General features: G+C 44.8%; 23 protein-coding genes. 15 read left to right on the forward strand and 8 right to left on the reverse strand.

Going from position 1 to position 24,533, the window contains the following annotated elements:
- Positions 1–169 precede the first annotated feature (169 nt).
- The 6 genes from MKY75_RS09110 to MKY75_RS09135 all read left to right on the forward strand — a co-directional run bounded on the left by MKY75_RS09110 (position 170) and on the right by MKY75_RS09135 (position 6,066).
- Complete coding sequence (locus tag MKY75_RS09110; protein WP_069011378.1) at positions 170–1,234, forward strand: cobalamin B12-binding domain-containing protein; 1,065 nt, start codon at positions 170–172, stop codon at positions 1,232–1,234.
- A gap of 49 nt (positions 1,235–1,283) precedes the next feature.
- Entirely contained in the window at positions 1,284–2,999 is a 1,716-nt protein-coding gene (locus MKY75_RS09115) for an ATP-binding protein (RefSeq protein ID WP_029514764.1), read from the forward strand.
- A gap of 57 nt (positions 3,000–3,056) precedes the next feature.
- Complete coding sequence (locus MKY75_RS09120) at positions 3,057–4,310, forward strand: MDR family MFS transporter (RefSeq protein ID WP_029514763.1); 1,254 nt, start codon at positions 3,057–3,059, stop codon at positions 4,308–4,310.
- A gap of 19 nt (positions 4,311–4,329) precedes the next feature.
- The gene (locus MKY75_RS09125) at positions 4,330–4,884 is read left to right on the forward strand and encodes a nucleotidyltransferase family protein (RefSeq protein WP_340885062.1); all 555 of its coding nucleotides are present in this window, start codon (positions 4,330–4,332) and stop codon (positions 4,882–4,884) included.
- Positions 4,885–4,927: 43 nt separating this feature from the next.
- The gene (locus MKY75_RS09130) at positions 4,928–5,350 is read left to right on the forward strand and encodes a GNAT family N-acetyltransferase (protein WP_029514761.1); all 423 of its coding nucleotides are present in this window, start codon (positions 4,928–4,930) and stop codon (positions 5,348–5,350) included.
- A 71-nt stretch (positions 5,351–5,421) separates the two neighbouring features.
- Positions 5,422–6,066, forward strand: coding sequence for a GDSL-type esterase/lipase family protein (locus MKY75_RS09135; RefSeq protein WP_039274815.1), 645 nt, complete (start codon positions 5,422–5,424; stop codon positions 6,064–6,066).
- A gap of 102 nt (positions 6,067–6,168) precedes the next feature.
- Here MKY75_RS09135 and MKY75_RS09140 read toward each other — a convergent pair whose 3' ends face one another.
- The 4 genes from MKY75_RS09140 to MKY75_RS09155 form a co-directional block, all read right to left on the reverse strand.
- Positions 6,169–6,846 (reverse strand): tetratricopeptide repeat protein, encoded by a 678-nt coding sequence (locus tag MKY75_RS09140; RefSeq protein ID WP_029514758.1) that lies wholly within the window; start codon positions 6,844–6,846, stop codon positions 6,169–6,171.
- 172 nt (positions 6,847–7,018) lie between these two features.
- Entirely contained in the window at positions 7,019–7,390 is a 372-nt protein-coding gene (locus MKY75_RS09145) for an iron chaperone (RefSeq protein ID WP_029514757.1), read from the reverse strand.
- A gap of 202 nt (positions 7,391–7,592) precedes the next feature.
- Positions 7,593–8,123: a GNAT family N-acetyltransferase gene (locus tag MKY75_RS09150; protein WP_340885064.1), complete on the reverse strand. Its 531-nt coding sequence runs from the start codon at positions 8,121–8,123 to the stop codon at positions 7,593–7,595.
- A 270-nt stretch (positions 8,124–8,393) separates the two neighbouring features.
- Positions 8,394–9,428, reverse strand: a complete 1,035-nt coding sequence (locus tag MKY75_RS09155; RefSeq protein WP_318626687.1) for a C40 family peptidase — start codon at positions 9,426–9,428, stop codon at positions 8,394–8,396.
- Between the two features lie 253 nt (positions 9,429–9,681).
- Between MKY75_RS09155 and MKY75_RS09160 the strand changes: the two genes are divergently transcribed.
- Positions 9,682–10,833, forward strand: a complete 1,152-nt coding sequence (locus MKY75_RS09160) for an iron-containing alcohol dehydrogenase (RefSeq protein ID WP_340885065.1) — start codon at positions 9,682–9,684, stop codon at positions 10,831–10,833.
- A 95-nt stretch (positions 10,834–10,928) separates the two neighbouring features.
- On the opposite strand, the gene MKY75_RS09165 is transcribed toward MKY75_RS09160, so the two are convergent.
- On the reverse strand, positions 10,929–11,525 hold the full coding sequence (locus MKY75_RS09165) for a TetR/AcrR family transcriptional regulator C-terminal domain-containing protein (RefSeq protein WP_029514753.1): 597 nt from the start codon (positions 11,523–11,525) through the stop codon (positions 10,929–10,931).
- A gap of 246 nt (positions 11,526–11,771) precedes the next feature.
- Between MKY75_RS09165 and MKY75_RS09170 the strand changes: the two genes are divergently transcribed.
- The 5 genes from MKY75_RS09170 to MKY75_RS09190 all read left to right on the forward strand — a co-directional run bounded on the left by MKY75_RS09170 (position 11,772) and on the right by MKY75_RS09190 (position 15,865).
- Entirely contained in the window at positions 11,772–12,893 is a 1,122-nt protein-coding gene (locus MKY75_RS09170) for an NADH:flavin oxidoreductase (protein ID WP_029514752.1), read from the forward strand.
- Positions 12,894–13,105: 212 nt separating this feature from the next.
- Positions 13,106–13,528, forward strand: coding sequence for a MarR family winged helix-turn-helix transcriptional regulator (locus tag MKY75_RS09175; protein WP_039274799.1), 423 nt, complete (start codon positions 13,106–13,108; stop codon positions 13,526–13,528).
- 78 nt (positions 13,529–13,606) lie between these two features.
- Complete coding sequence (locus MKY75_RS09180) at positions 13,607–14,188, forward strand: NAD(P)H-dependent oxidoreductase (RefSeq protein ID WP_069011382.1); 582 nt, start codon at positions 13,607–13,609, stop codon at positions 14,186–14,188.
- A 387-nt stretch (positions 14,189–14,575) separates the two neighbouring features.
- Positions 14,576–15,013, forward strand: a complete 438-nt coding sequence (locus MKY75_RS09185; protein ID WP_029514750.1) for a MarR family winged helix-turn-helix transcriptional regulator — start codon at positions 14,576–14,578, stop codon at positions 15,011–15,013.
- A gap of 21 nt (positions 15,014–15,034) precedes the next feature.
- Positions 15,035–15,865 carry a DegV family protein gene (locus MKY75_RS09190; protein WP_029514749.1) on the forward strand — a complete coding sequence of 277 codons (831 nt, stop codon included), beginning with the start codon at positions 15,035–15,037 and terminating at the stop codon, positions 15,863–15,865.
- A gap of 74 nt (positions 15,866–15,939) precedes the next feature.
- Here the strand turns inward: MKY75_RS09190 and MKY75_RS09195 are convergent, their stop codons facing one another.
- The 3 genes from MKY75_RS09195 to MKY75_RS09205 form a co-directional block, all read right to left on the reverse strand.
- Positions 15,940–16,575 (reverse strand): hypothetical protein, encoded by a 636-nt coding sequence (locus MKY75_RS09195; RefSeq protein ID WP_029514748.1) that lies wholly within the window; start codon positions 16,573–16,575, stop codon positions 15,940–15,942.
- Positions 16,576–16,786: 211 nt separating this feature from the next.
- Positions 16,787–18,025 (reverse strand): MFS transporter, encoded by a 1,239-nt coding sequence (locus MKY75_RS09200; RefSeq protein WP_340885067.1) that lies wholly within the window; start codon positions 18,023–18,025, stop codon positions 16,787–16,789.
- A gap of 69 nt (positions 18,026–18,094) precedes the next feature.
- The gene (locus tag MKY75_RS09205; protein ID WP_029514746.1) at positions 18,095–20,122 is read right to left on the reverse strand and encodes a beta-galactosidase; all 2,028 of its coding nucleotides are present in this window, start codon (positions 20,120–20,122) and stop codon (positions 18,095–18,097) included.
- 138 nt (positions 20,123–20,260) lie between these two features.
- On the opposite strand from MKY75_RS09205, the gene MKY75_RS09210 reads away from it, so the two are divergent.
- The 3 genes from MKY75_RS09210 to MKY75_RS09220 all read left to right on the forward strand — a co-directional run bounded on the left by MKY75_RS09210 (position 20,261) and on the right by MKY75_RS09220 (position 24,365).
- Positions 20,261–21,097 (forward strand): AraC family transcriptional regulator, encoded by an 837-nt coding sequence (locus tag MKY75_RS09210; RefSeq protein ID WP_029514745.1) that lies wholly within the window; start codon positions 20,261–20,263, stop codon positions 21,095–21,097.
- A gap of 193 nt (positions 21,098–21,290) precedes the next feature.
- Positions 21,291–23,108 (forward strand): APC family permease, encoded by a 1,818-nt coding sequence (locus tag MKY75_RS09215; protein ID WP_029514744.1) that lies wholly within the window; start codon positions 21,291–21,293, stop codon positions 23,106–23,108.
- 138 nt (positions 23,109–23,246) lie between these two features.
- On the forward strand, positions 23,247–24,365 hold the full coding sequence (locus MKY75_RS09220) for an acyltransferase family protein (protein ID WP_340885069.1): 1,119 nt from the start codon (positions 23,247–23,249) through the stop codon (positions 24,363–24,365).
- The last annotated feature ends 168 nt before the right edge of the window (positions 24,366–24,533 follow it).

The following is a 24,533-nucleotide window of genomic DNA, read 5'->3' on the forward strand; positions in this document are numbered from 1 at the left end:
TGCTTTAGATAAAATACCGACTTTTCGGTATTTTATTTTTTTGTCGTATTATGGGGGAGTAGGGTTAATGTAGGGACGCAAATCAGGTATAATTGTCTAATAGTCACGTCCGGAACAAATTCCCAGTACCTGTTTCGAATACAAAACCTTGTCGGGGAAGGAGCTGTACATGAGTATACAGCAATACACCGCAGGTGAATCGCTATTGATGCAAGCAGGAGCTTTGGCTGAATTAGTTACCCATAAGCAATACGAATTACAGCCCGATCTTTTGCAGCGTTTTGGGGATAACGGTAAAATAAAGACAAAACAGGATTCCATATATAGTTTGAACTATTTGGCTGAAAGTGTAATCATGAACAGCCCTATTTTATTTACACAGTATGTTTCTTGGTTAAAAAAGCTTCTGGAGGGTTTCGGGATAACCCAAGAAGATTTGAGCATCAATTTCAGATTAATCCAGGAGACATTGGTAGAGCACTTCGATCATACGAATAAAGTCATGGTGCTGGAGCACCTGGATTTGGGGATACAGCAAATTGGGAAGAAAGAGGAGTATGCCTCTTTTATTACAGGTGATAATCCCTATGCTGCTGACGTGGCTCAATATTTGGAATATTTACTCTCAGGTAATCGCAGACAGGCTTTGGATTGGATCGTTCGCTTGCTGGATGAGGGTATCTCTATTCAACATACGTATAAATATATTTTTCAAATTTCGCAATATGAAATAGGCCGTCTATGGCATGAAGGCAAAATCACCGTCGGTCAAGAGCATTTTTGCACTGCCGTGACTCAATTTATTATTTCAAGCCTGTATCCCAGATGGATGGGGAGTGGAAGTAAGGAACGCTGCCTGGTGGCGGCGTGTGTAGGCAGCGAGCAGCATGAAATTGGAGTGCGTATGCTGGCTGATATATTTGAAATGGATGGTTGGGATACGTATTATTTAGGCGCCAATGTACCTAACCGGAGTTTGCTTCAGGCCATTGTGAGTTACAAGGCGGATGTAGTGGCTATCTCAGCTACCATGGCTTACCATGTCCATCTAGTGAAAGAGTTGATTGCTCTCATTCGGCAAGACCCAACGACTAGCCATGTGAAAATTATGGTCGGAGGCTTGCCTTTTAATCTCGATTCCCTCTTGTGGCAAGAAGTAGGGGCGGACGGATACGCACCAGGTGCGGAAGAAGCGCTGGAGGTTGCGGGTGACTTACTTTCGCTCAGGAAATAAGGTTGGTTTTGTGAACCTGTAAGTCATTTTGTAAAGGGGGCCTTTTAATATGAAGGAACCGACAGCAGAAATGGCTGTTCTGCGGAAAACGGTCGAACAATTAACGGATGAGATAGTGAAAAGCAAGGCTGAGGAAGAAAAGCTGCTGAATGAATTTTCAGCGATGAACAACGAGCTGGTTAATCTGCAGCGTCAGCTTGCCAAAAGCAATGCGGAATTATCACGGACGAAGGAAGAAGCGGTACGGGCTAATGACCTAAAGAGCACTTTTCTGGCTGTGGTTAGTCATGAATTCAGAACGCCAATGAACGGAATACTTGGAATGATCGAAATGTTAGGTTCATCCAAACTTTCCCCGGATCAACGGCAGGCCATCGGTGTGATACGTGAGTCAGCCTCCCTGTTATTGAACATGATTAATAATCTGCTTGATATATCCAAAGTGGAAGCAGGACAGATGGAACTGGAGATCGGAAACGTCAGAGTTCAGGCGATTATGAGCCATGTTGCTCAGTTGTTGGAGCCGCAAATCTATCAGATGGGTAACCGGTTGAGTATAGAGACCGATACCGGTGTGGCAGAGCATCTGGAGGGAGATTCGGCAAGGATCATGCAGATCTTGCTCAATCTGTTGAACAATGCGAATAAATTTACGAGTGAAGGATTGCTCATCATTCGAACAAAATTAGTGGAGGAAACAAAAGACTCCCAACGTGTTCGGTTTGAGGTGCAGGATTCGGGTATTGGGATTTCACCGGAGGATCAGAATAAGCTGTTTCAGCCTTATGTACAAGCCGGTGAAGGCAGCGCCTCCCAATATGGAGGAACGGGTCTAGGGCTATGGATATGCAGTTCATTTGTGGAACTCATGCAGGGAGAAATTGGGGTCGTCAGTACAGAAGGCCAAGGCTCCACGTTCTGGTTTGAAATTCCCCTCATGAAAGGATTGGAGCAGGCAGGCGAAATGGAGAAGCGTGAAAATGGTGATTTAAAGGTATTTAGCGAGTTGCTGCGTGAGCATAGTCATTCTCTAACTATTTTGGTGGCTGAGGATAATCGGGTAAATCGTCAGGTGGTGCAATTACAGCTTAACCATTTGGGATTCCAGCATATTGATTTTGCTGAGGATGGACAAGCTGCTGTAAAAGCGGCCTCCGAACGATCCTACGCTTGTATTCTAATGGATCATTACATGCCTCTGCTAAATGGTCATGATGCGGCAAAAGCGATCCGCCAGCGGGAAGCAGAAAACCAGCAACCACCTGTACCGATCATTTCTTTGACCGGGAATGTGTCTGAGGAGGATCAGGCACGGGGCCGGGAGGTTGGAGTGAACGATTACTTGATAAAGCCAGTAACGATTGAAAAGCTCTCTGAAAAGCTTGTCAAATGGCTTCCAAAGCCGGAAACCGAGCCGATTTTGGATAAGGAAGTTATACGTGAAATTATGCTGCTGGACGAGGATGGCAGCACGGCACTACTGGAGTCATTGGTCGAAATGTATACAAGTGATACACCTGCCAAAATCAATAAGTTAAGAGAACTGGCTGCTGTGGGCGAAGTCACAAAAGTAGTAGAGGCTGCTCATGAGTTGAAATCAGGCAGCGTGAGTCTGGGTGTCGGGCGTTTGTCCTCGTTGCTGTCGGATATTGAACAGCTTGCACGGGAGAACCGACTCGAGAATGCGAAAGCGAAGTTGTCTGCGCTCCAATCTGTCTATCAAGCAACGTGTTTAGAACTGGAACGCTATATTCACCAGTGCTAGACCGTTTTCCCCCCCCTTATTAGACTTGCACGCGGAAGGAGAACGTAAGAGGCATATATGAAAGAACAGTTGCGTTCCATTCACCCGCTGGCCTGGACGATTATTGTCGGTACTATTTTCGGGCGGATGGCGACATCCATGAGTATCCCGTTTTTGTCAATTTACCTTACCACCCGTTTAGGAGTGTCCCCCTTTCATACGGGGGTGATCGTGTCGGTAAGCTCGTTGGTCGGCATTTTTGCCAGCTTTTACGGTGGATATATTTCAGATCGAATCGGACGGCGTAAGGTGATGTTGGTGTCCATTGCGAGCTGGGCGCTTGTATTCGTTGCTTTTGCGTTGGCGGAAGCGGCCTGGGCCTTTTTTGTCATTAATGCTCTAAATGGACTGTGCAGGTCCTTGTTCGAGCCAACCTCGCGGGCGCTGTTATCAGATGTAACCCCCAAGGAGAAAAGACTGCTTATCTATAATATGAGATATGCGGCCATTAATGTTGGGGTAGTGGCAGGGCCGTTGCTTGGTTTGATGTTAGGATCTGCATCCAATGGTACGCCGTTCATGGTAGCTGCTGGTGTGTACGCACTATACGGAGTACTGTTGTTGATCCAATTTGCCCGTTATGCATCGGATCTGCATATAGGTACAACGGCGAGAGAGGCTCCACTGCGAATGGCTGAGGCATTCCGTACAGCCAGCCGTGATCCGGTGTTTATGCCGATTTTGCTGGGAACGGTATTTTGTGTAATGGGCTATGCGCATTCCAATTCCACAATGCCTCAATTCTTGTCCTTATCCTTCGCGGAAGGAACTCGATGGTTTACATATATGCTGACGGTCAACGCGGTTTGTGTATTGGCATTTCAATATCCGCTGGTGCGGCTGGCAAGCCGATTTTCCCCGGTGAATTCTCTGATTGCAGGGAATATATGTATTGCGGTCAGCCTGTTGCTGTGCGGTATGCTAAACTCAGGCTGGATGTTTATACTGGATATGGTGCTGTTTACGGTTGGTGAAGTGTTATTGTTCACGATGCTGGACGTATTGATTGACCAAATTGCAGATGCTCAATATAAAGGGACCTACTTCGGTACAATCGGATTTAATAATTTGGGAAGCGTGCTGGCTCCTTTATTTGGTGGCTGGTTGCTGGATATCTATGGTCAAACGGCGCCGCTTGTTGTTTTTGTTCCGGTTGCCCTGTCGGTTGTGATTGGCATTCCGTTCCTTCTGGTCGCACGCCGCCGCCTGGTGCAGCGTACAGCACGGATCGCGGCTCAAGGAGGAGAATCGGTGCAGCAACTGTCATCATAAAAAGGGAGTTGAGTGCAGGATGAAGTCGGAAGAAGATGTGCTACGAGTCATACAATATATGAATGATCCGCAGGTAATGGAAGACTTGCGCTATGTGCGAGAGCTGAAGTTGCCGCAAGGATGTATTGCCGCAGGCTATGTACGTAACCGCGTTTGGGACAAGCTCCATGGGTATACAACGGCTACACCTTTAAACGATATAGATGTTATCTATTTTGACCCGAAAAACACGCTAGAGGAACGAGATGAGTATCTAGAGTTGTCCTTGAACCGTAAGCAGGCCGGACGTAATTGGTCTGTCAAAAATCAGGCTCAGATGCATTTTCGCAACGGGGAGGCTCCTTATTCCTCGGTAGAGGATGCGATGAGCCGCTGGCCAGAGACGGCAACGGCGGTGGCGGTTAGATTGAATGACAAGGATCAAATAGAGGTTATTTGTCCGCATGGATTGGAAGATCTGCTGGATATGCGGGTACGGCAAAGCCCTTTGTTTCGTCACACAACGGCTTTTCGGCAGCGTGTATTTGAGAAGCAATGGCTTGATAACTGGCCGTTGCTTATTATGGAGAATTAGAGTGAAATCCTAATTTTAGGATATTAAGGAGAGACGACAAACAATGTTTAAAAATATAAAAATAGATTCAGATCGTGAGGAAGTTCTGGAGCTGTTAACCTACGCCGTGCTGGATCATCCTGAACGCGGAGAAACAGCTTTACGTACCTATCAAGGCTCGGATGACTGGAAGCTGTTCGGTGTAGAAGATGAAGGACTTATTGTAGGTATTGTCGGCTTTGAGGACCAGGAGGATGGAACAACTGTAATTCGCCATCTGGCCGTGTTGCCTGAAAACCGTCATAGAGGATATGCCAGAGGTATGCTACTTACGCTCATTCAGGAGCGTAATCCAAAACGGCTTACTGTGGACACGGATGCGGAGGGGGCAGATTTTTTCCGCAAAGTGGGCTTTGCCGTGTATGGATCAGAGGATTTGCCGGATGGTGGGCAATTCCATTGTGTATATGAAATAGACGAAGAATAAGCGAATCTCCGGGTCCCGCGTCCCTCTTTCTACATAAGATATGTTATGCAGAAAGAGGGAGGTGGGTTTCATTGGCGTACCACTACACAGCGATTGGAGATTCTTTAACAACAGGTGCAGGGACGTTGCTGAGCGGCGGATTTGTACCTATCTATCGGCGAATGGCAGAAAGACATCTGCGTACGCCAGTCAGTTACGAGAATCTGGGAATTAACGGGCTGACATCGCAGGAGTTGCTGTCCATGGTCCGCAACAATCCACTTTTTCGGTCGGCGATCAGCCGGGCTGAACTTATAACGGTAACGATCGGCGGGAATGATCTGCGCCCATACATCAGCGCCCTTGCTGGAGGGTCCGGCTTGTCGGGTTCTTCCATTCCACAAGCGTTGAATCACACAAAAGAACATGTACGCCAAATTGTACATGCCCTGTATCAGATAAAGTCCGGTCAGCGTGAGCCATTTATCATTCGAATGGTGGGATTATATAATCCTTTTCCAGAAGTAAGGGAGGCGGGAGTATATGTGCGTCAGTACAACTCGTTTCTCTATACATTAGGCGGACCGAATTACCGGGTGGCGAATATTTATCCCGCATTTGAGGGCTATGAACGGGCACTACTTTCGTTAGACCGGGTGCATCCGAACAGTCGTGGTTATCGCGTGATTGCGGAAGAGTTGAATCGGCTTGGTTATGCGCCATTAAGGCGAGCGTGAGAGGATGCTTTGGATCAGACAAAGTATATTAAAGAAAGAGGTTCATGATGACAGTAGAAACTGACCATTATGAACCTCTTTGTTTGCGTTAGTAGGCGCTGTTTAGCCGATTGATTTACGAAATAAGCTACGCGCAGCCCACTTGCGCTCACTTCGTTTGCGGTATTTGGGTAGAGAGCGATAGACGGCAATGGACTGGTTAAAGGCTATAGTGGCTTCATCCTTGCGTCCCAGCATACGGTACATCAAGCCTGTCAGATAATAACCCTCGCTGGAAGAAGACTGAATCTCCTGAAATTGCTGCAGATAATGAAGCGACTTATTGACGTCACGTTCCTTGAAAGCAGCGGCTAAATGCAAATAAGGCTCACCGTACTGTACCCGCGGGTTAATATCCAGTGCTTTTAGTAAATGTTGTTCTCCATCCTCCAGATGGTTTGTATGTACTTCAGCCGTTCCCCGTGCGTTCCAATAGTCTGCTGAGTCTTCATAACGGGATTGAATTTCCAATAAGAGCTCCAAAGCCTGCGGATATTTCTTGCTTTCGATCCAGATACGAGCCAAATCGAACCTAGCAGCCACATCGTTGGTGTTTAGCGCAATCTGTTGGCGCAATCGAGCGGCATTGCGTCTTCTTTTCCATGGTTTGCTGATGCTGGGCAATACACCGACAAAGCTACGATCCAATATATAGATCACGATTAAGAGTACGAGCAGTGCCAGAAACGGGTTGCCGAGCAAACTCCATAGTAGAGAGAAAATTAAAAATTTCCCAATCATTTTTCTCCAATCCTCCTGTGCATGTAACAATCCATACTTTCCACATTATAGCATAAAGCCGCTTTAAGGGGCATTAGCCTGATGAGATTTCGAAGGATGGTAGAGGGGGTGAGAAGAAAAACACTTATTTGTGATGCTCGGTGTATAGTTTTACGAGAAAAGGAACCTTTTTTTATTCCCGCCAAAAGGTTGAACAGTCTGCCTTATCCAAAATATTAAACTCGATCATTTTCTCAAGTAATGAGAAATCAACTGGACTATCCCACTGGATACGTACCAACTGCTTGGTGTGATCATAGCCAGCCTGCACAATTAACTCAGAAAAATGATTAATCCCTGCCTTTTCAGGGGCAACGGCCAAATGATGTTTGGCTACGCTAAAGCCAATAATAAATGTGCTGTGATCCGTAAACATAGGCTGATTCCACGCAATTTTTGGCATTAAATTTGGAAATTTCTTGGTTACCCAAGCCAATACTTCTTGCGTTCGAGCCCGATGTTGGGGGTTATCAATATGCGCTAAATATTCTGCAAAAGCTTCCATGTTGTTCCCTCCTTAATTAAAAATTGTATCGTTCAGAGAAGTTCCTCGAACCTATTTGTCGTTAAAACTCCTCACAGAATGGCTCAGACACGTTCTTAACAACACCTATTTCCAACGATATATATTTTCAAACTAGATAGTCAAAATGGTTTACTATCAATTTATCGCAGCAACATGCTTCCCAAGATGTAAACAATACCTTTTATGTCCTGTTATATTCCTCAGAAAGAATAGAGTACAAATATGAATCGTGAAATTCGCCTTTGTAGTACCAGTGTTCTCGCATTATACCTTCACGTTGCATTCCGATCTGTTGCATAATCTTCTCAGAAGCCTTATTTTCTGGACGACATGTTGCATAAATACGATGGACATCAAGTGTGCTAAATCCAAAGCCTAGCAGGGCTCGTGCCGCTTCTGTTGCATAACCCTTTCCTTGATAATCTGGGTTTAGAATATAGCCCATTTCTGCATTAGTATCTTTGACATGAATACCAACACCGCCGATCAGGATTCCAGTGTTTTTCAGACATATGGCTAGTTCGTAGTCTTGTCGTGGCTTTTCCTGCTGTGAGGCTAGAACTTGTTCTATATATGCCTTTGTATCTTCTTCTGTATTGGGTCCCCATGCTGTGTGCCTAGTAACTTCAGGCAATGACGTGTAGGTATGTATACTTCCCCAATCGGATGTACAAATATCACGAATGATGAGCCGTTTTGTCTCAAATTGCATAACGATTCCTCCTGTCTATAATTAGCATACATATTCGTGTTTTCTGCACATTCTATTAATCCTATTTAAGCAGATCTGATGGGGAAGATCCAAGATTTTGAGAGAAAGTGCTAGAGAAGAGGATCGAATTACGTGTTGAACAATGGGAACGAATCAATACCTTTTGCCACCTGAACGCAAACCGCAAGGGAGGCGTCCGGCAAAAATGCAAACAGAAAATATTGAATGTGGTACTGGAATAGCCCGCTATTATTAGCCATCCAGTTTGTCTTAAAACAGCCTGCGGGCTGTTACGAAACGATTCTGCCATTTACCATCAAGCGTGTCAAAATGAACGCCACGTTCTTTGGAGAATGTATGCAACAATTTGTTGTTCCCTGCATAGATCGCCACATGGCCGATCTCCAGGTCGCGTGCGCTGAAGAACAGCAGGTCGCCTTTACGTAGCTCGTTTAGCCCGACCTTCTGGCCTTCTTTAGCCTGATCGTAAGAGACACGGGGGAGGTCGATGGAGAGCGTATGTCGGAACACTTCCCCCACAAAAGAAGAACAATCAAAGGTCGATGTCTGGCCGCTTGCTGCGCCGAATTCATAAGGAGTACCAAGGAATTTCTCTCCGTAGGCGATGAGTTCATCTCCCTGCCGTTCCACCAGGGATGAGCTGGTATAATCGCTGTATTTGGGTTTAGCCGATATGTATCCGGTCAGGTTGTCTTTAGTGCGCACTTCCAACCAGAGGGCATTGATCTCACGGATGACATGAACCTTTTCGTTGGCTGGAATAAGCCGCAGGGAAGGGGAAGCTCCCGACGAATCCGGTTTGCTGCGCAGGTTGACTCCCGAAAGAACCGTTGTAAAAAAATCGTTACTGGAGACAATCCGAATCGCTCGGGTCAGGGCATCCCACTTCACTGTGCTCCCAAGTGCCTCGCTCACAAAACGTAGTGGAATCATTGTGTTGCCCTCAACAATTTGTCCAGGAACATTCAGGGACAGCGTTTTGCCGTTTAAGGTGGCAGCAAGTTCCCCCATACGGTAGGTCAGCACCGCTTCATTTTTGGTAGCTGTTACGGTTTTGCTGGATGCGTTCCAGGAAAGCTCGGCTCCTTGTGCCTCAAACAACTGGCGCATCGGGACGAGCGCTGTTCCTTCTAGCAGCAGCGGCTGGGCAGCAAGCTGAAGTGGGCGGTCATCTACATAAACGGTCGTCACCGGAGTCAGCGGTACCGACTTCGCATACGACGGGTTTGCTTGGAGCAGTGATACTGCTAGCAGAGCTAGCAATGCTTTCTTGTTGATTGTCATGCTGTCATCACCTCATTGTGAATATGTTCATCTAAGTTGTACGAGGCTTCCTCCGATTAGTTGTGTACCAAATATTGGATTGATTCGAAAAACGTAAACAAACAAAAATAAAACCAATAAATATCTGTGTTTAATTGTTGACACCAAAATAAAATAAAGATAACATTATATATGTGAAATATTTCACTTTTGAGAAATACCCTTATATTTAGCGAGGCAACAAGAAGTGAATCCTTTAGGAGGCCGATTTTATATGAGCGCACATGTATTTTTTGTACCATCTATCAATCTTATGGGAACAGGCTGTTTGCAAGAAGTTGGGCCGTATATAAAAGAACTGAATTTAAACAAAGCTCTAGTCGTGACGGATAAATTTTTGATGAAGAGTGGTATTGCAGGCAAGGTTACATCTTTGCTGGATGATATTGGATTGAACTATGCGGTATACGATGAAGTAAAACCAAATCCGACCTGTAAAAATGTACATGATGGTGTTCAGTTTCTGCAAGAAAATGAATGTGACTTTTTAATTTCGATTGGCGGAGGATCACCACAGGATACGGCTAAGGGAATCGGCATTATTGCCACCAATAGGGGACATATAACCGAGTATGAGGGCGTTCATAAATCCAAGCATAAATCGCTTCCTATTGTCGCCATTAATACCACAGCAGGAACATCTGCTGAAATCACGATCAATTATGTCATTACGGACGAAGAGCGCAAGGTAAAGATGGTTATGGTTGATAAGAATAGTGTAGCTACGATTTCAGTTAATGATCCTGAACTGATGGTAGACAAACCGGCCGCGTTAACGGCAGCTACAGGACTAGATGCTTTGACCCATGCCATTGAAGCTTTGGTTACGCCAGGTTCCTATCCTGTAACGGATGCGACTGCCTTGGCAGCAGTAGAAATTATTTTTAATCATTTGGCTCGTACAGTGAGAGACGGTCATGATATAGAAGCACGTGAGCAAATGGTATACGCTATTTTCCTGGGAGGACTTGCATTTAATAATGCCGGATTGGGTTACGTTCATGCGATGGCGCATCAGCTTGGCGGCGTTTACGATTTGCCTCATGGTGTTTGTAATGCCATGCTGCTGCCGATTGTGGAGGAGGAGAATGCCAAGCATGTACCGGAGAAGTTTCGTGCCATCGCTAAGGTCATCGGTTTTGAAGATAAGGGGAAAACGGATAAGGAATGCGCAGACTATGTAATCCAAAGAATCAAAGACCTGTCGAAGGAAGTAGGGATTCCTTCCAAACTTTCTGAACTAGGTGTAAATGAAGTGGATTTGGATCTGCTTGCCGAGAACTCAATGAAGGATGCTTGCGCTCCGGGCAATCCGTTTATACCTAGCAAAGAACAAGTTATCGAGATGTTTAAGAAAATTCTTTAAATAAAAGAGGCAATTATTTTACTAAATACTATAAGGGCTGTCCCAGGAACTGATCGAAGTATACTGGGAACGGCCCTTTTTATTCGCATTTTCTACTAAGAGATTTGTGAGACTAGAGATAAGACAACCCCATTGAAGATTAAAGGCACAGCTCTCTCGGCTAAATCTGTAGGAGACTCTTTTTTTCCTTCCACATTCCAGCGAAAGGTTACACCATAAATGGACCAGCTTAAAATGGTCGCGGCAAGTTCTAACGTTCTTTGGTCTGTATTATTGGCTTCTCTTGTTATGAGTTGAAGTATGAATTGCTGTAATTGATTCTTAATATGTTCTTCCAGGATCGGTGCCACTGAATTATATTTATGAACGCATTGGTTACTTGAGTCGTGATAGTCACATAACGAAAGAATAAGTTTCTGAATGATCTCCTCCGACAAACGTGCCTCAGCATCAATCCTCTTGATAACATACTCCAAAAATGCATCTGACAAAAGGGTTTCAAGCAGTGCATATTTATCTTGAAAATGTGCATAGAACGTGGCGCGGTTAATGGTGGCTTTTTGGGTAATGTCATTGATCGTAATCGTGTAGAAGTCTTTCTTATTTAATTGGTCAACGAATGCGTCGAGAATTAATCTACGTGTTCGAATGACGCGAGGATCGTTTGGGTTGGGTGAAGTTACACCAGGCATCCTAAAGACACTCCTTTCAGGTAAATCAAATGATTCCCCCATTATAAACATGTGTTGTTTTGTCAACAAGTGAATTTAGATATACAACAATTTCATAACCCTTTTGGTTAAGCAACAGAATGAACATTTTGTCGGTTGAATGATAAATTAAACATTGCTAACATTTCACTTGCACCCCGTTTGAAGATGCACGAGCCTTATATATAATCCTTTAAAAGAATAAAAGAAAATGAGGAGGGACAATCCTTGAGTAATCAACCGCAAAATGTTCATTCAACAGAAGCTTTATTTCAACCTTATACCATTCATAATCTAACCCTACAGACTCGTATTGTAATGCCGTCAATGGGCCGCGCTTTTTCACCAAATGGTGTGCCAGGACCGGATGTAGCCGCTTATTATCGCCGTCGCGCAGAGAATGATGTAGGTCTTATTATTACTGAAGGCGCAGTGATTGACCATCCGGCTGGAACAAGTGAGCCGAGGATACCTAATTTTTATGGGGAAGCGGCTTTAAACGGTTGGGCTGAAGTGGTCAGACAGGTTCATGAAGCTGGTAGTAAAATTTTCCCACAGCTTTGGCATATGGGGATGGCTCGTCCTTTGGGATCTCAGCCGAATCCCGAAGCGCTATCGATTGGTCCATCGGGGCTGGATCTGGAAGGCAATAAAGTGACCGAGCCGATGACAGAAGAAGAAATTGTCAAGGTCATTCGCGCCTATGTCGATGCAGCTGCGAATGCAAAACGACTGGGTTTTGACGGCGTTGAAATTCACGGAGCACACGGCTATCTGGTTGATCAATTCTTTTGGGAGAGGACGAACCAACGTACGGATCGCTATGGTGGCGATATCATAAAACGTGCTCAATTCGCCATTGAGCTTGTGGAAGCTATTCGTGCTGAGGTTGGCCCTGACTACCCTATTGCCATGCGCCTATCCCAATGGAAAATGAATGATTACAACGCAAAGCCGTTCGATACACCGGATAAACTGGAGCAATTCCTGAATGTATTAGTAGAAGCGGGCGTGGACATCTTCCATTGCTCGACACGTCGCTTTTGGGTACCTGAATTTGAAGGCTCCGATTTGAGCTTTGCCGGATGGGTGAAGAAGCTGACTGGAAAAACTACGATTACGGTTGGCTCTGTAGGTCTGGATGAGGATTTTGTAAGTTATATCGAAGGGAAAGGGGCAGGACACCAAGATATTAATGAACTTCTGGAACGGCTCGACAACAATGAATTTGATCTGGTAGCTGTTGGGCGTGCGCTTCTGGGCGATCCTGCATGGGCTACGAAAATACGTGAAGGCCGAATTCATGATCTTCAAACCTTTACACCTGAGATACTTCAAACGCTCAACTAAAACATATCATACTTTGAACATCTCTTCATTTCATAAATAAATACTGTAAGCCAAAATACTCAAAGTCAGGTAAGGAACTTGGGTATTTTGGCTTTTTTATGCGTCTGCGATAGTAATCCACCATGAACCATTATAGATTAAGTCATATTTGCTTTTAGTTCAGACTGACACCAACACTTGATATATATAGATGTCTATGTAATAATGCTTGTATGTTAAAAAATAATGCAGCTGCACTGATAGGAACCATTAGAGACTCGATCAATAAATTGATTGTGTCTGAGCTCGAATCGAATGGAATTGAAGGGATTGTTCCTACTCATGGCGGAATCCTAATGTTCCTTTATCAAAACGACGGGCTTTCTATTAAGGAATTGACGCAAAAAATTTCTCGTCAGCAACCCACGGTCACTGTTTTGATCGACAAGCTAGTGAAGTTGGGATATGTCGAAAGAAAAAAAGAAAGGGAGGATAGCCGAGTTACCCTGATATTTCTGACCGATAAGGGAAGAGAGATAGAGCCTGTATTTGAGATGATCTCCAATAGATTACAAGAAACCATCTATGGTGGTCTCAAAGATGAAGAAAAAGAACAACTGGAATATTTGCTGGAGCATGTCAAAAACAGATTATAAATTTTTTTAAGTAAATGTATAGATATCTATATTAATATTAATATCAAAATAACAATAAAACATCTGGAGGTTATTAAAATGAAACATCTTATTATCTATGCTCACTCAAACGCAGAAAGCTTCAATCACGCGATACTCGAAACGGTTGTAAATACCTTGAAAGAAAAAGGTGATGAAGTCGTTGTACGCGATCTTTATGCCCTTAATTTTCAACCTGTATTAAAACCTGAGGATACTGCCGCTATGAGAGCAGGGCAAACTCCGGCTGATATTAAATTGGAGCAGGAATACATCTCACAAGCGGATACGATTACTTTTATTTCTCCCATTTGGTGGACAGGTCTTCCGGCTATCCTGAAAGGTTACGTTGATCGTGTATTTGCATACGGCTTTGCATATACGGCTGGTGCGGAAGGGATTAATAAGCTGCTTACAGGTAAAAAAGGTTTTATCGTGAATACACATGGTACTCCCAACGCAATCTACGATGAAATCGGTATGACCGCAGGATTGAAGATCACATCCGATACGGGAATTTTTGATTTCGTTGGAATTGAATCCGTCGGTCACTTGCTGCTTGGAAGTATCGGCTACCTTGATGAAGATGGCTATAAAGGGCTGCTAAAGCAAGTCCAAGATACGGTTAAAACGGTGCTGTAAAGTCAGTTCATTTTCTCTTAGAAACGTAAGACAGTCTTTAAATGATGAGGTCAACCCGTATTTAGTGGTTGGCCTTTTCTTGTAAATGTTAATACTTCTCTAATATAGTCCAAACAACAATCTCATTTGGAGCTGCTCAAATCCCCCTTTTCCTTGAAATTCTATGATATAACACATTTCCAGAACCTCATAAAATAAAACACTCCTTGTTGTCTCCTCTGGGTGTCTCACAGTCCACGGTATAAAACCTCCTGTTACTGGACATTCAAGGGGGGGATAAAGTATAAAAATTCACAAATATTTCATTGTTATTATCGTGGGCAATTCATTATAGTACATAGTATTAATAGTTAACTGTATGTATTACGTGTGTTGCGGAGGTTCACTATGAAAGATTATGAACTAAGGGACGAATTGAGAGAATCCGTTAACCGGATTTATGACATGGAATTATTCAGTAGCCTGACGGAGCTTGTTCAGGGGGAAAACCATGTGCTTCAATATTTAGTTCAGCACCGGGATGATGAAATTAATCCTTCCTTGCTCAGCGATGATCTGCATGTATCCAGATCAAGAATTACGGCAGCGCTTACGGGATTAAGGAAAAAAGGCTATGTGACTATGGAAATGTCTGAGCATGACAGACGACGAATGTGTGTAAGGCTCACAGTAAATGGTGAATCCTTGATCAGACAGAAGCAAGAGAGAATTGAAGGTTATTTTGAAGCGCTTGTAGTAGGTTTGGGTGAGAAGAATGTGAAGGAATTTATACGGTTAATTGAGCTTTCTTTGAGTATTATGAACGCGCGTTCTATTGAAAAATAACATAATGTGAGGGTGTACCGGGTGAGATATAAAATAATAGCAGATAGCTGCTGTGATTTAACGAGAGAGCTTAGAGAAGAGATGCAGATTACTACGATCCCGTTAAATATGACGCTGGGAGATAAATGCTTCGTAGATGATGACACATTGGACTTACCTCAGTTTATGGAAGAAATGAGAGCCTGTACAACCAAAATTGGATCCGCATCACCGTCACCTATGCTATATAAGGAAGCCTTTCAAGGTGCGCATACTTCTTTTGCCATTACATTATCCAGCAACCTGTCCAGTTCGTATTCCAGTGCATTGGTAGGAAAAGATATGGCGGAAGAAGAGGGGGCGGATGTTCATGTATTTGATTCGAAAAGCGCTTCGGCTGGACAGCTCTTGTTAGCTCTAAAACTGCGCAAGTTGATTGACGAGGGATATCATAAAAGCGAAATTATTTCATCCTTGGAGAGCTTTATCAGCAAGATGAAAACCTACTTTGTTTTAGAAAATCTAGATAATTTGGTTAAGAACGGGCGGATGAATAAAATCACTGGAAAGATACTTTCACTCTTGCATATCAGGCCTATTTTAGGCTCGGATGGTGACGGTAATATCGCATTTTTTACTCAAGCACGCGGTCAGAATCAAATTATCGAAAAGCTCGCAGATACTATTGAAAAAAGTGGCCGGGCTACCGAAGGAGAAAGCATTGTCATTACTCACTGCAATAATCCTGGGCTGGCGGAAAAATTAATGAATGCGCTGAGGAAACGCTATCAATTTAAAGATATTCATATTGTGTCCACCAGAGGGATTAGTTCAATGTATGCCAATGACAAAGGGATCATTATGGCCTTTTAAAAATATTCAGGGTTTATCCTCGCTGTATGGATAAACCCTTTTTTAGTACACTGAGGCTTTGCGGGAGTTCAAGCCTATCCCAATTTTCTAATGAGGACAGAAGCGTTTATGCTGGCTTGAGTTCCTCCGGCTTGTGTTTGCAGGGTAACAGCAGTAGTAGAGCTATGGTTTCGCAGAGTAAGGACGTCACCGCATGCCAGAGCAAGGATGGCTTGCCCTGTGTTCTGTTGTGTCCCGGCTCCTGAGCCGTATACAGTTCCCACAGCCAGTGCGCCATTAATAAAGATGGCGAATTGGTTAGGTTCCACACCGGACACCGAAAAGTGAACTTCATATTTTCCAGTATCGGATACAGCAATCTGTGTAGTTCCTGGAACATGAGCAATTCCAGGAGTAAGTATACCGTTCGTATCCCAAATGACATCCCCTTCAATCGGAACAACTTGGGGCTTCACATTGTAAATATAACCAAACTGCGCTAAATCACCTATGGTTCCAGAATCCCCTTCAGGCCCTAAAGCACCATGATTAATATTCACACTTACAAGTTGCTTTTTGACGATAATATCTTTCCCAAACCCTTTCCGTTTTGAGCGGCTCTTTCTCTTTGGGGGCTTCTCCTCAAACTTTTTTTCTAACTTATCAAACCAGGCACGGACAAAAACATTTTTTTTACGGCCTTTTTTTCGTTTTAATTCAGGATGACCCAATACAAACACCTCCATATGGTTTGTTGTATACTACTCCATTCATCTAGAGGAGGCATGGATATCTGTCCTGTGATTCATAGGAAACGATCTATTTTGACTAAAAACAGGCTACTGTACAAGGTACATTCGTCTAGTATGTAAAAAAAGCACCTTTGAATGTGCACTTGGATGACAACCAAGGAACAGACAAAGGCACCAGTAGAGGTGTATATCATGATGAGGCGGTTTGAAGCCGCTTTTTGCGCACATATAGGGCGTACAAGATGCCCCCAAGCAGGCACAGGATACATGTGAAGCCTGCCAGCAACCACGCCGATGAGACTGCTCCACCACGATCCATGCTATTTCCGAGCCATAAAGGCAGCAGAGCTCCCCCAACTCCACCTGCGCCTATAAGCAGGCTGGTGGTAGATTCTTCGGTGCCTGGCATCATTTTGCTGGCAAAAACAAGTGCGATGGAAAAAATGCCCGACATGCCCAGCCCCAGCAGTGTGATAAGGACAAAGGCAACGGTAGTTCCCTTGGTCAGTGGGAACACGCATAGCAGCACGGTCGCCGCCAGCGAGCTTAGGGCTACAAAGACACCATAGCCGTACCGATCAGCAATACTTCCTGCGAACAACCGTCCGGTAGCCATTGCTAGCCAGAAGCAGGTAACACTGAGTGCTGCCTCGGCTTGAGTGAGGCCCAGCCGTTCGATGAACATGGAGGGCAGGAAATTAGCTAGGCTCATCTCTGTTCCTACATAGATAAAGAAAAAGACGATAAATAGTGTAAGTAGCTTCCGATTGCCAATAGGGCTACCCTCAGAAGCCTTCTCCGTGGGTGACTTCAGTGAATTAGTCGAACGCTTAAGGCTGTTATCTCGGTGTTCCTGTGGGTCCAATACAGCGTCCAATACAGCGTCCAGCGGGCCGAAGGACCCGCGCAACCAAGCTATAATGGTCACGGCTGCAAACATGGAAATGATGGGAAAGGCCAATCGCCACCAACCGAGAGTGATAAGTTGGCTGGCGATAGCGGGCATAGCCAAAGCGCCAATCCCAAAAAATACTTCCAGACGGCTCATCGCCGCGCCCGTTCCTTGAGTAATACCGCTGATAATAATCGTGCCAATGAGTGTTTCTACCATGCCGAAGCCAAACCCCGCTGCTGCACCGACGACATATAGCCAATCCCAAGGCGGCAGCAATGAGTATAGCACTTCAGCCGCGCACAGCAAGAGCAGGGCGAATACCAGACTTCGGCGTTTGCCGAAACTTCGGGCAAGCCACGGTGACAGCAGGACTCCAACCAGAAAACCGGAAAATTGAGCGAAGATTAGACTACCGCCATCCGTATAGTTTCTACCGTAATGCTCTAACAACACAGGCAGTAGGGAGCCTACAACCACGTGTGCCAGGCCGATTAAAAAATAAGACAAGCTGCCGATCCATAGCAGTCGTTTCATGATGAACTCCTTTGATACCTAGATTATACTCATGCAGCAAAATGAACTGTATGTGTCAAATCTGAGTGATTATGATAGCTCCAGTACTTGAAAGCCGTAACCTTCAATAGAAATATCTCCTTCCAGGTATTTACCGCTGATTAGCTCATTCCCTTTCTGATCATCCAGATGATATTGCTGCGTCTGGGCGTTATGATTCAGAATGAACAGATATGATTTTCCATCTTTGGTCCGTACAGTGGTTTCTACACCCGCAGGAGCACGCAGCAGGGATGGAATCCCTTTTTGCTCACAAATGTAGCCCAGCAGGCCATCAAGGAAAGTCTCTTCAGGATCTGAAGCAACGTACCATGCCTCGCCTTGACCGAAACGATTGCGTGTCAGCACTGGCATGCCCTGATAGAAATCATCGCCGTATTCCGCCAGCACCTCGGCACCTTCGCTATGCAACAGGTCGCAGAGCAGACCACATTGATATTCACCTTGTAATACGCCCACCTTTTCTTTTAATACAATGCGATTGTATGATTCCGGCAGAAGCGCGTCAATTTCCTCCACCCAGATCCCGAGCAAGTTACGCAGTTTACCAGGATATCCTCCGGTTGTGACCAAATCGTTTTCATTTACAATGCCACTGAAAAAGGTCGTTACGAAGGTGCCTCCATGCTCTGTGAATTGTTCCAGCTTCTCGGCGGTACCTGGCTTGACCATGTAGAGTACAGGCGCGATAATGAGATCATATTTCTGGAAATTTGCATCAACGGAAATCAGGTCTATCTGTACGTTGCGCCGGAAGAGGGTCGCATAATACTTATGCACCTGATCCACATATTTCAAGGCGACAGAAGGACCGCTTGATTTTTCCAATGCCCACCAATTATCCCAATCAAACAAAATGGCTACTTTGGCATTGACGGTCGCGTCAAGTAGCGTGTTGCCTAATGCGCCAAGCTCACTGCCAAGCTGTGCCACCTCGCGAAATACACGTGTGTTCTCATGCCCGGCATGCTCAATAACAGCCCCGTGGAATTTCTCACATGCGCCGATTGAGCGGCGAAGCTGGAAGAACATGACCGTGTCCGCGCCATGCGCGACTGCCTGATAACTCCATAACCGCATAACGCCGGGCCGTTTAAGCGAATTATACGCCTGCCAGTTCTGCTGGCTCGGTGTTTGCTCCATCAGCATAAAGGGTTGCCCATCCTTCAAGCCGCGCATCAGATCGTGTGCCATCGCGGTATAGCTTGGCGGGGTATTAGCCGCAGGATAACTATCCCAAGATACAATATCCATGTGCTTAGCCCATTTAAAATAGTCCAGTTGTTTGAAAAATCCCATCAGATTGGTCGTTATCACGGCATGGGGAATATGTTTTTTAATCGCGTTGTATTCCAGCAGATAGCAATCCAGCATACTGTCTGAATTAAAACGTGCATAATCGAGGGATATGCCCTGAAAGGAGGAGTGATTTTCTCCCCAATGCTCGCTCAAATTATTTGGTGGCACGATTTCATCCCAATCATAGAAGGTATGACCCCAGAAGGAAGTATTCCACACCCGGTTTAGCTCTTCCAGTGATCCGTATTTTTGCTTGAGCCACACCCGGAATGCGGCCGCACAGTTATCACAATAGCAATCCCCACCGTACTCATTGGACACGTGCCACACGAGGATCGCGGGATGGTTTTTGTATCGTTCTGCAAGTTGGCCAGCCATCTGCTCCGCAAATTTTCGATACGTAGGACTGTTCGGACAAGAATTGTGGCGACCACCGAACTTCCGCTTCCGTCCGTCAGCGTCCACCCGGAGAACGTCGGGGTAGCGAGTAGCCATCCAAGCAGGATGCGCTGCCGTGCTAGTAGCTAGACAAACGAAGATATCGCTTTCATAAAGACTGTCAATCAATTGATCCAGCCATTCAAAATGATATGTGATTTCGTCGGATTGAATTTTGGCCCATGAGAATACGTTGACCGTGGCGATATCAATCCCTGCCTGCCTGAACATCCGTAAATCTTCCTGATGCGTGGCCTCATCCCATTGTTCAGGATTATAATCTCCACCGTAAAATACTTTAGGTAGTTTACTGCTTATCATGCCAATCACCTCTGTATATAAGAATAATTCTATCTTATAATACAAATAACTGCTTTTAAATATAATAAAATGAACGTGTATATAACAATATGGATCTACATGAGAAATACATACCCGCATACGCCGGAGGTGCTTTTTATGATTTTAACTCCCCATCATTTGCGATTTTTCCTGACTACGCGTGAGCACTCTTTACCCCTTTTTATTGAAAGTATCGGATTTAACAGCAGGCAGGAAGATGTGTCCCGTCCAGAGGGCTATCCGTGCTTTCACTGGATTCAGACGGTGTCTGGTGAAGGGATGTTTACATTTAAAGGGGGGACCTTTCGTCTGGGGGAGCAGTCTGGAGTTCTGCTGCTACCTGGGGAATCCCATGCATACAGACGGGCGACCAAGGTATGGCGAACGTTATACATTACATTTGACGGCCCCATCGCCGCTGCTGTACTGACTGCACTGGGGTTGAAGCATACGCGTGGGTATCATTGGGACCCGGATAGCGAGCTGCACAGTTTTGGGGAAACGATGCTTCATTCCATGGTTAGTGAACGTGATTTGTCTGGATTAGATGCTTCGGCCAATATGTATCGTTTTCTGACTCTGCTGCGTAAACATGGACAACATAGCTCGATGCCTTCCCTATCCCATAATGTGGAACGATTAACCCCTGTACTGGCCTTTATGGAGCAAAATTATGCCAGTCCAGATGTGGGTCTAGGTGATATGGCAGTTATGATGAATGTCAGCTCCCGTCATTTAAATACATTATTTAAGCAAGCGTTTGGTGTGACTTCGTATGCTTATCTGATTGTGATTCGGCTGCGGAAGGCCAAGGAAATGATGGCGGAATATCCGCAATTAACAGTAAAGGAGATTTCGGAGCGAGTGGGCTTCCGAGATACCAGTCATTTTGTGGCAACTTTTCGCCGAGCTGAAGGAATTACCCCGGAAAGGTTCAAATTACTGTATACATAAAGGTATTTTATCGAAATGCTCTTTCTTACTCGGGAATGCTCTTTTTAGGGAGCATTCCTTATTGTTTTTTTCAGGAAGAGGGAGTATAAAATAATAGTTCATTTGTTTCATCAATCTGATGTGCAGGTGACATAATAAACATAAGATCCATAATTCTTTTGCAAAACCCTCATCCAAAGAAGGAGTCAACGAAATGCTGAGCAAAGTCAAAAGATTATTAATCGGTCGTCCGCGAAAGTCGACGGCCCTTGAAGATGAGAAGCTGAATAAGCTCAAGGCACTGGCCATTCTGTCCTCAGATGCCTTATCCTCTGTAGCTTATGGAACGGAGCAAATTCTGCTGGTTTTAATTACAGCCGGCTTTGCTGCCCTATGGTATTCCATTCCTATATCCATTGCGGTATTGGGTTTGCTGATCATTCTGATCCTGTCTTATAGACAGACCATTTTTTCCTATCCTGGTGGCGGAGGAGCGTACATTGTTGCACAGGACAATTTGGGAAAGAGTCCGAGTCTGATTGCAGGCGGTTCTTTGCTGGTCGATTATATTCTGACGGTAGCAGTTAGCTCATCAGCAGGTACAGATGCCATTACATCGGCGTTCCCATCGTTACATGATCATCGGATCGCCATTGCTCTAATTATGATCATCTTTTTGACGATTATGAACTTGCGCGGAGTAACAGAATCTGCCTCAGTGCTGGCTGTACCGATTTACTTATTTGTTGTTGCCATATTTGTTTTGATTATTAGCGGTATCATTCATTACGTGGCAGGGGGAGCTCATGCTGCAGCACCGCAATTTGGAGCTACGGTATCCAACGTCAGCCTGTTCCTGTTACTGAAGGCGTTCAGCTCGGGTTGCTCGGCGTTAACTGGGGTAGAAGCTGTCTCGAATGCCATTCCGAACTTCCGCAAGCCAGCTGCCAAAAATGCAGCAACTACACTAATGATGATGGGTTTGATTCTCGGGTGTATGTTTATCGGAATCAGTTTGCTGGCTTATTGGTACGGTGTTCGTCCTAATCCGCATGAAACGGTCATTTCGCAAATTGCGAACGCCACTTTCGGGCGCGGTGTGATGTATTACATCATTCAGGGTGTAACGGCGCTCATCTTGTTTTTGGCGGCGAATACAGCCTATTCGGCCTTTCCATTGCTTGCTTTTATGCTCGCGAAGGACAAATACATGCCGCACATGTTCATGGTTCGTGGAGATCGGCTCGGATACTCTAATGGTATTTTGTTTCTGAGTATCTTCTCGGCATTGCTGGTCATCGTATTTGGCGGTAACACAGAAAATCTGATCCCGCTTTATGCAGTAGGGGTATTTATCCCGTTTACCCTTTCACAGCTTGGTATGATGATTCGCTGGATCAAGCTCAAACCGCCAGGCTGGATTGTCAAACTTGCTATTAATACGGTTGGGATGCTGACCACGCTGTCGATTACGCTCATCTTTATCTTCACCAAGTTTAGCCAGGTGTGGGTAGTCTTTATCTTCCTGCCTTTGGTTCTGTATTTCTTTATGAAGATCAACAGGCATTACAAAAATACGGCTGAACAACTGCGCATTGATATTACCAAGGATAAACCTATGGTGAAAGGCAATACGATTATTATTCCGGTGGCAGGCATTACGCGAGTCGTCATGAATACGATCAGCTATGCCAAAACCTTGTCGGACAATGTGGTTGCCGTATATGTGGGTGTGGATGATGATGCAATTCGCAAAATGGAACAGAAATGGGAAGAGTGGGATGTCGGTATACGTTTGGTCGTACTGAAATCCCGTTATCGCAGCATTATTAATCCGCTTCGCAAGTTCATCGATACAGTAGAGTGGAAAAAAGCAGACGAGGACCATATCACTGTTCTCATTCCACAATTCATCACCAAGCACTGGTGGGAAAATATTCTACACAATCAGACCAGCTTACTGATGAGAGCTTATTTAATTAATTATAAAGACGTGATCGTAACGACCGTACCTTTTCATTTAAACAAATGACAAAATGAACATCTTTTGGCGGCATTTCTTTGCGGTCGGAAGGTGTTTTTTTGCATAACGAGGATATTTACTTTAGTGATACATTTTGTGTATTATAGATACAAAATGTATCATTTGAGGCTGTTATGGAGGGATACGATGCCCGAAGCTAAGGGGAAAATGGAAGATGACAAGCTGCAATTTGTAGATACGCTAAGGGCGCTGGCTATTATTGGAGTTTTGCTTGTGCATGTCAGCCAGCATGTGGACGGATTAAACGGATGGTTGCAAAAAGGCTTGAGTATAGGAGCCAAAGGTGTCGCTTTATTTTATATGGCCAGCGCTTTTACGCTATTTTTGTCCTTAAGCAGACGTTCGGGTAACAAGAGTGAAAGAATTTCAGCTTACCTGATGCGTCGTTTTTTTCGGATTGCTCCTTTGTATTACGTGATGTTAGGAATCTATTTAGTTGTGAACGGGACAGGTCCACGATTTTGGCTTGGGGATCAGGAGGGAGTCACTGCCGCCAATATCGCAGCTCATGTCCTGTTTCTGAATGGTCTGAATCCGTACTGGATCAACAGCATTATCGGTGTGGAATGGTCCATTGCGGTGGAATGTATGTTTTATCTGTTTATCCCTCTATTATTTAAGCTGATCCGATCCGTCCGCCATGCGACGTGGTTTGTCGTGATGGCGCTTGTGGTAAGCTTGGGGCTAAATACGGTAAGTGTTCAAAATCCATGGATTAGTGATCACTCTTTATGGGGGCACTATCTGTATTTATGGTTTCCGAATCAATTGCCTGTCTTTGGGCTAGGTATATTGTTGTTTTTCATTTGGAAAGACGAGCGGCATTGGAAAAGTATAGACCGAGTCAGTGGAGGTTTGCTGCTTGTTTCTGTGCTATTTTCATTTTTAGAAGGCATGACCGATGTTCTCATAGGTGTCGGGTTGCTGCTGGGAGCGTATGCTTTGTATCACTGGCAGCCGATATGGCTGCTTAATCGGGTATGGTCATGGATCGGCCGCCTTAGCTACAGCATGTATTTAACGCATATGCTGGCTCTGGGACTAATCGTACAGGTTAAAATACCTTTTGCTCCCCTAGTCAGCCTCACACTTATGTTTATCATGACGTTGCTAGTCACCATCGGACTATCTTGGTTTACCTACTCGTGGATTGAACAGCCCGGTATCCGTTGGGGGAAAAAGCTTATATCACGTATGAAGCCTGTGCGCAAGCAGGGAGATTCGGTCAAAGAAAGTGTTGCCTAAGCTACAACTTGAAGTGGCATCCGATAACATTTGGTTGAAGTGCTTGAATAAATTTATGAAATAATTGAAAAGACCTCTTGAAAAGTAGCTCCCAGCCCTTTATATTCGATGTACATCCAAGTTTTTGAATACACCGATGAGGTTTGTTGGAATTGTAAAGGAGATGCA

It is taken from the genome of Paenibacillus sp. FSL L8-0663 (assembly GCF_038008125.1).
Taxonomy (GTDB): domain Bacteria; phylum Bacillota; class Bacilli; order Paenibacillales; family Paenibacillaceae; genus Paenibacillus; species Paenibacillus polymyxa_D.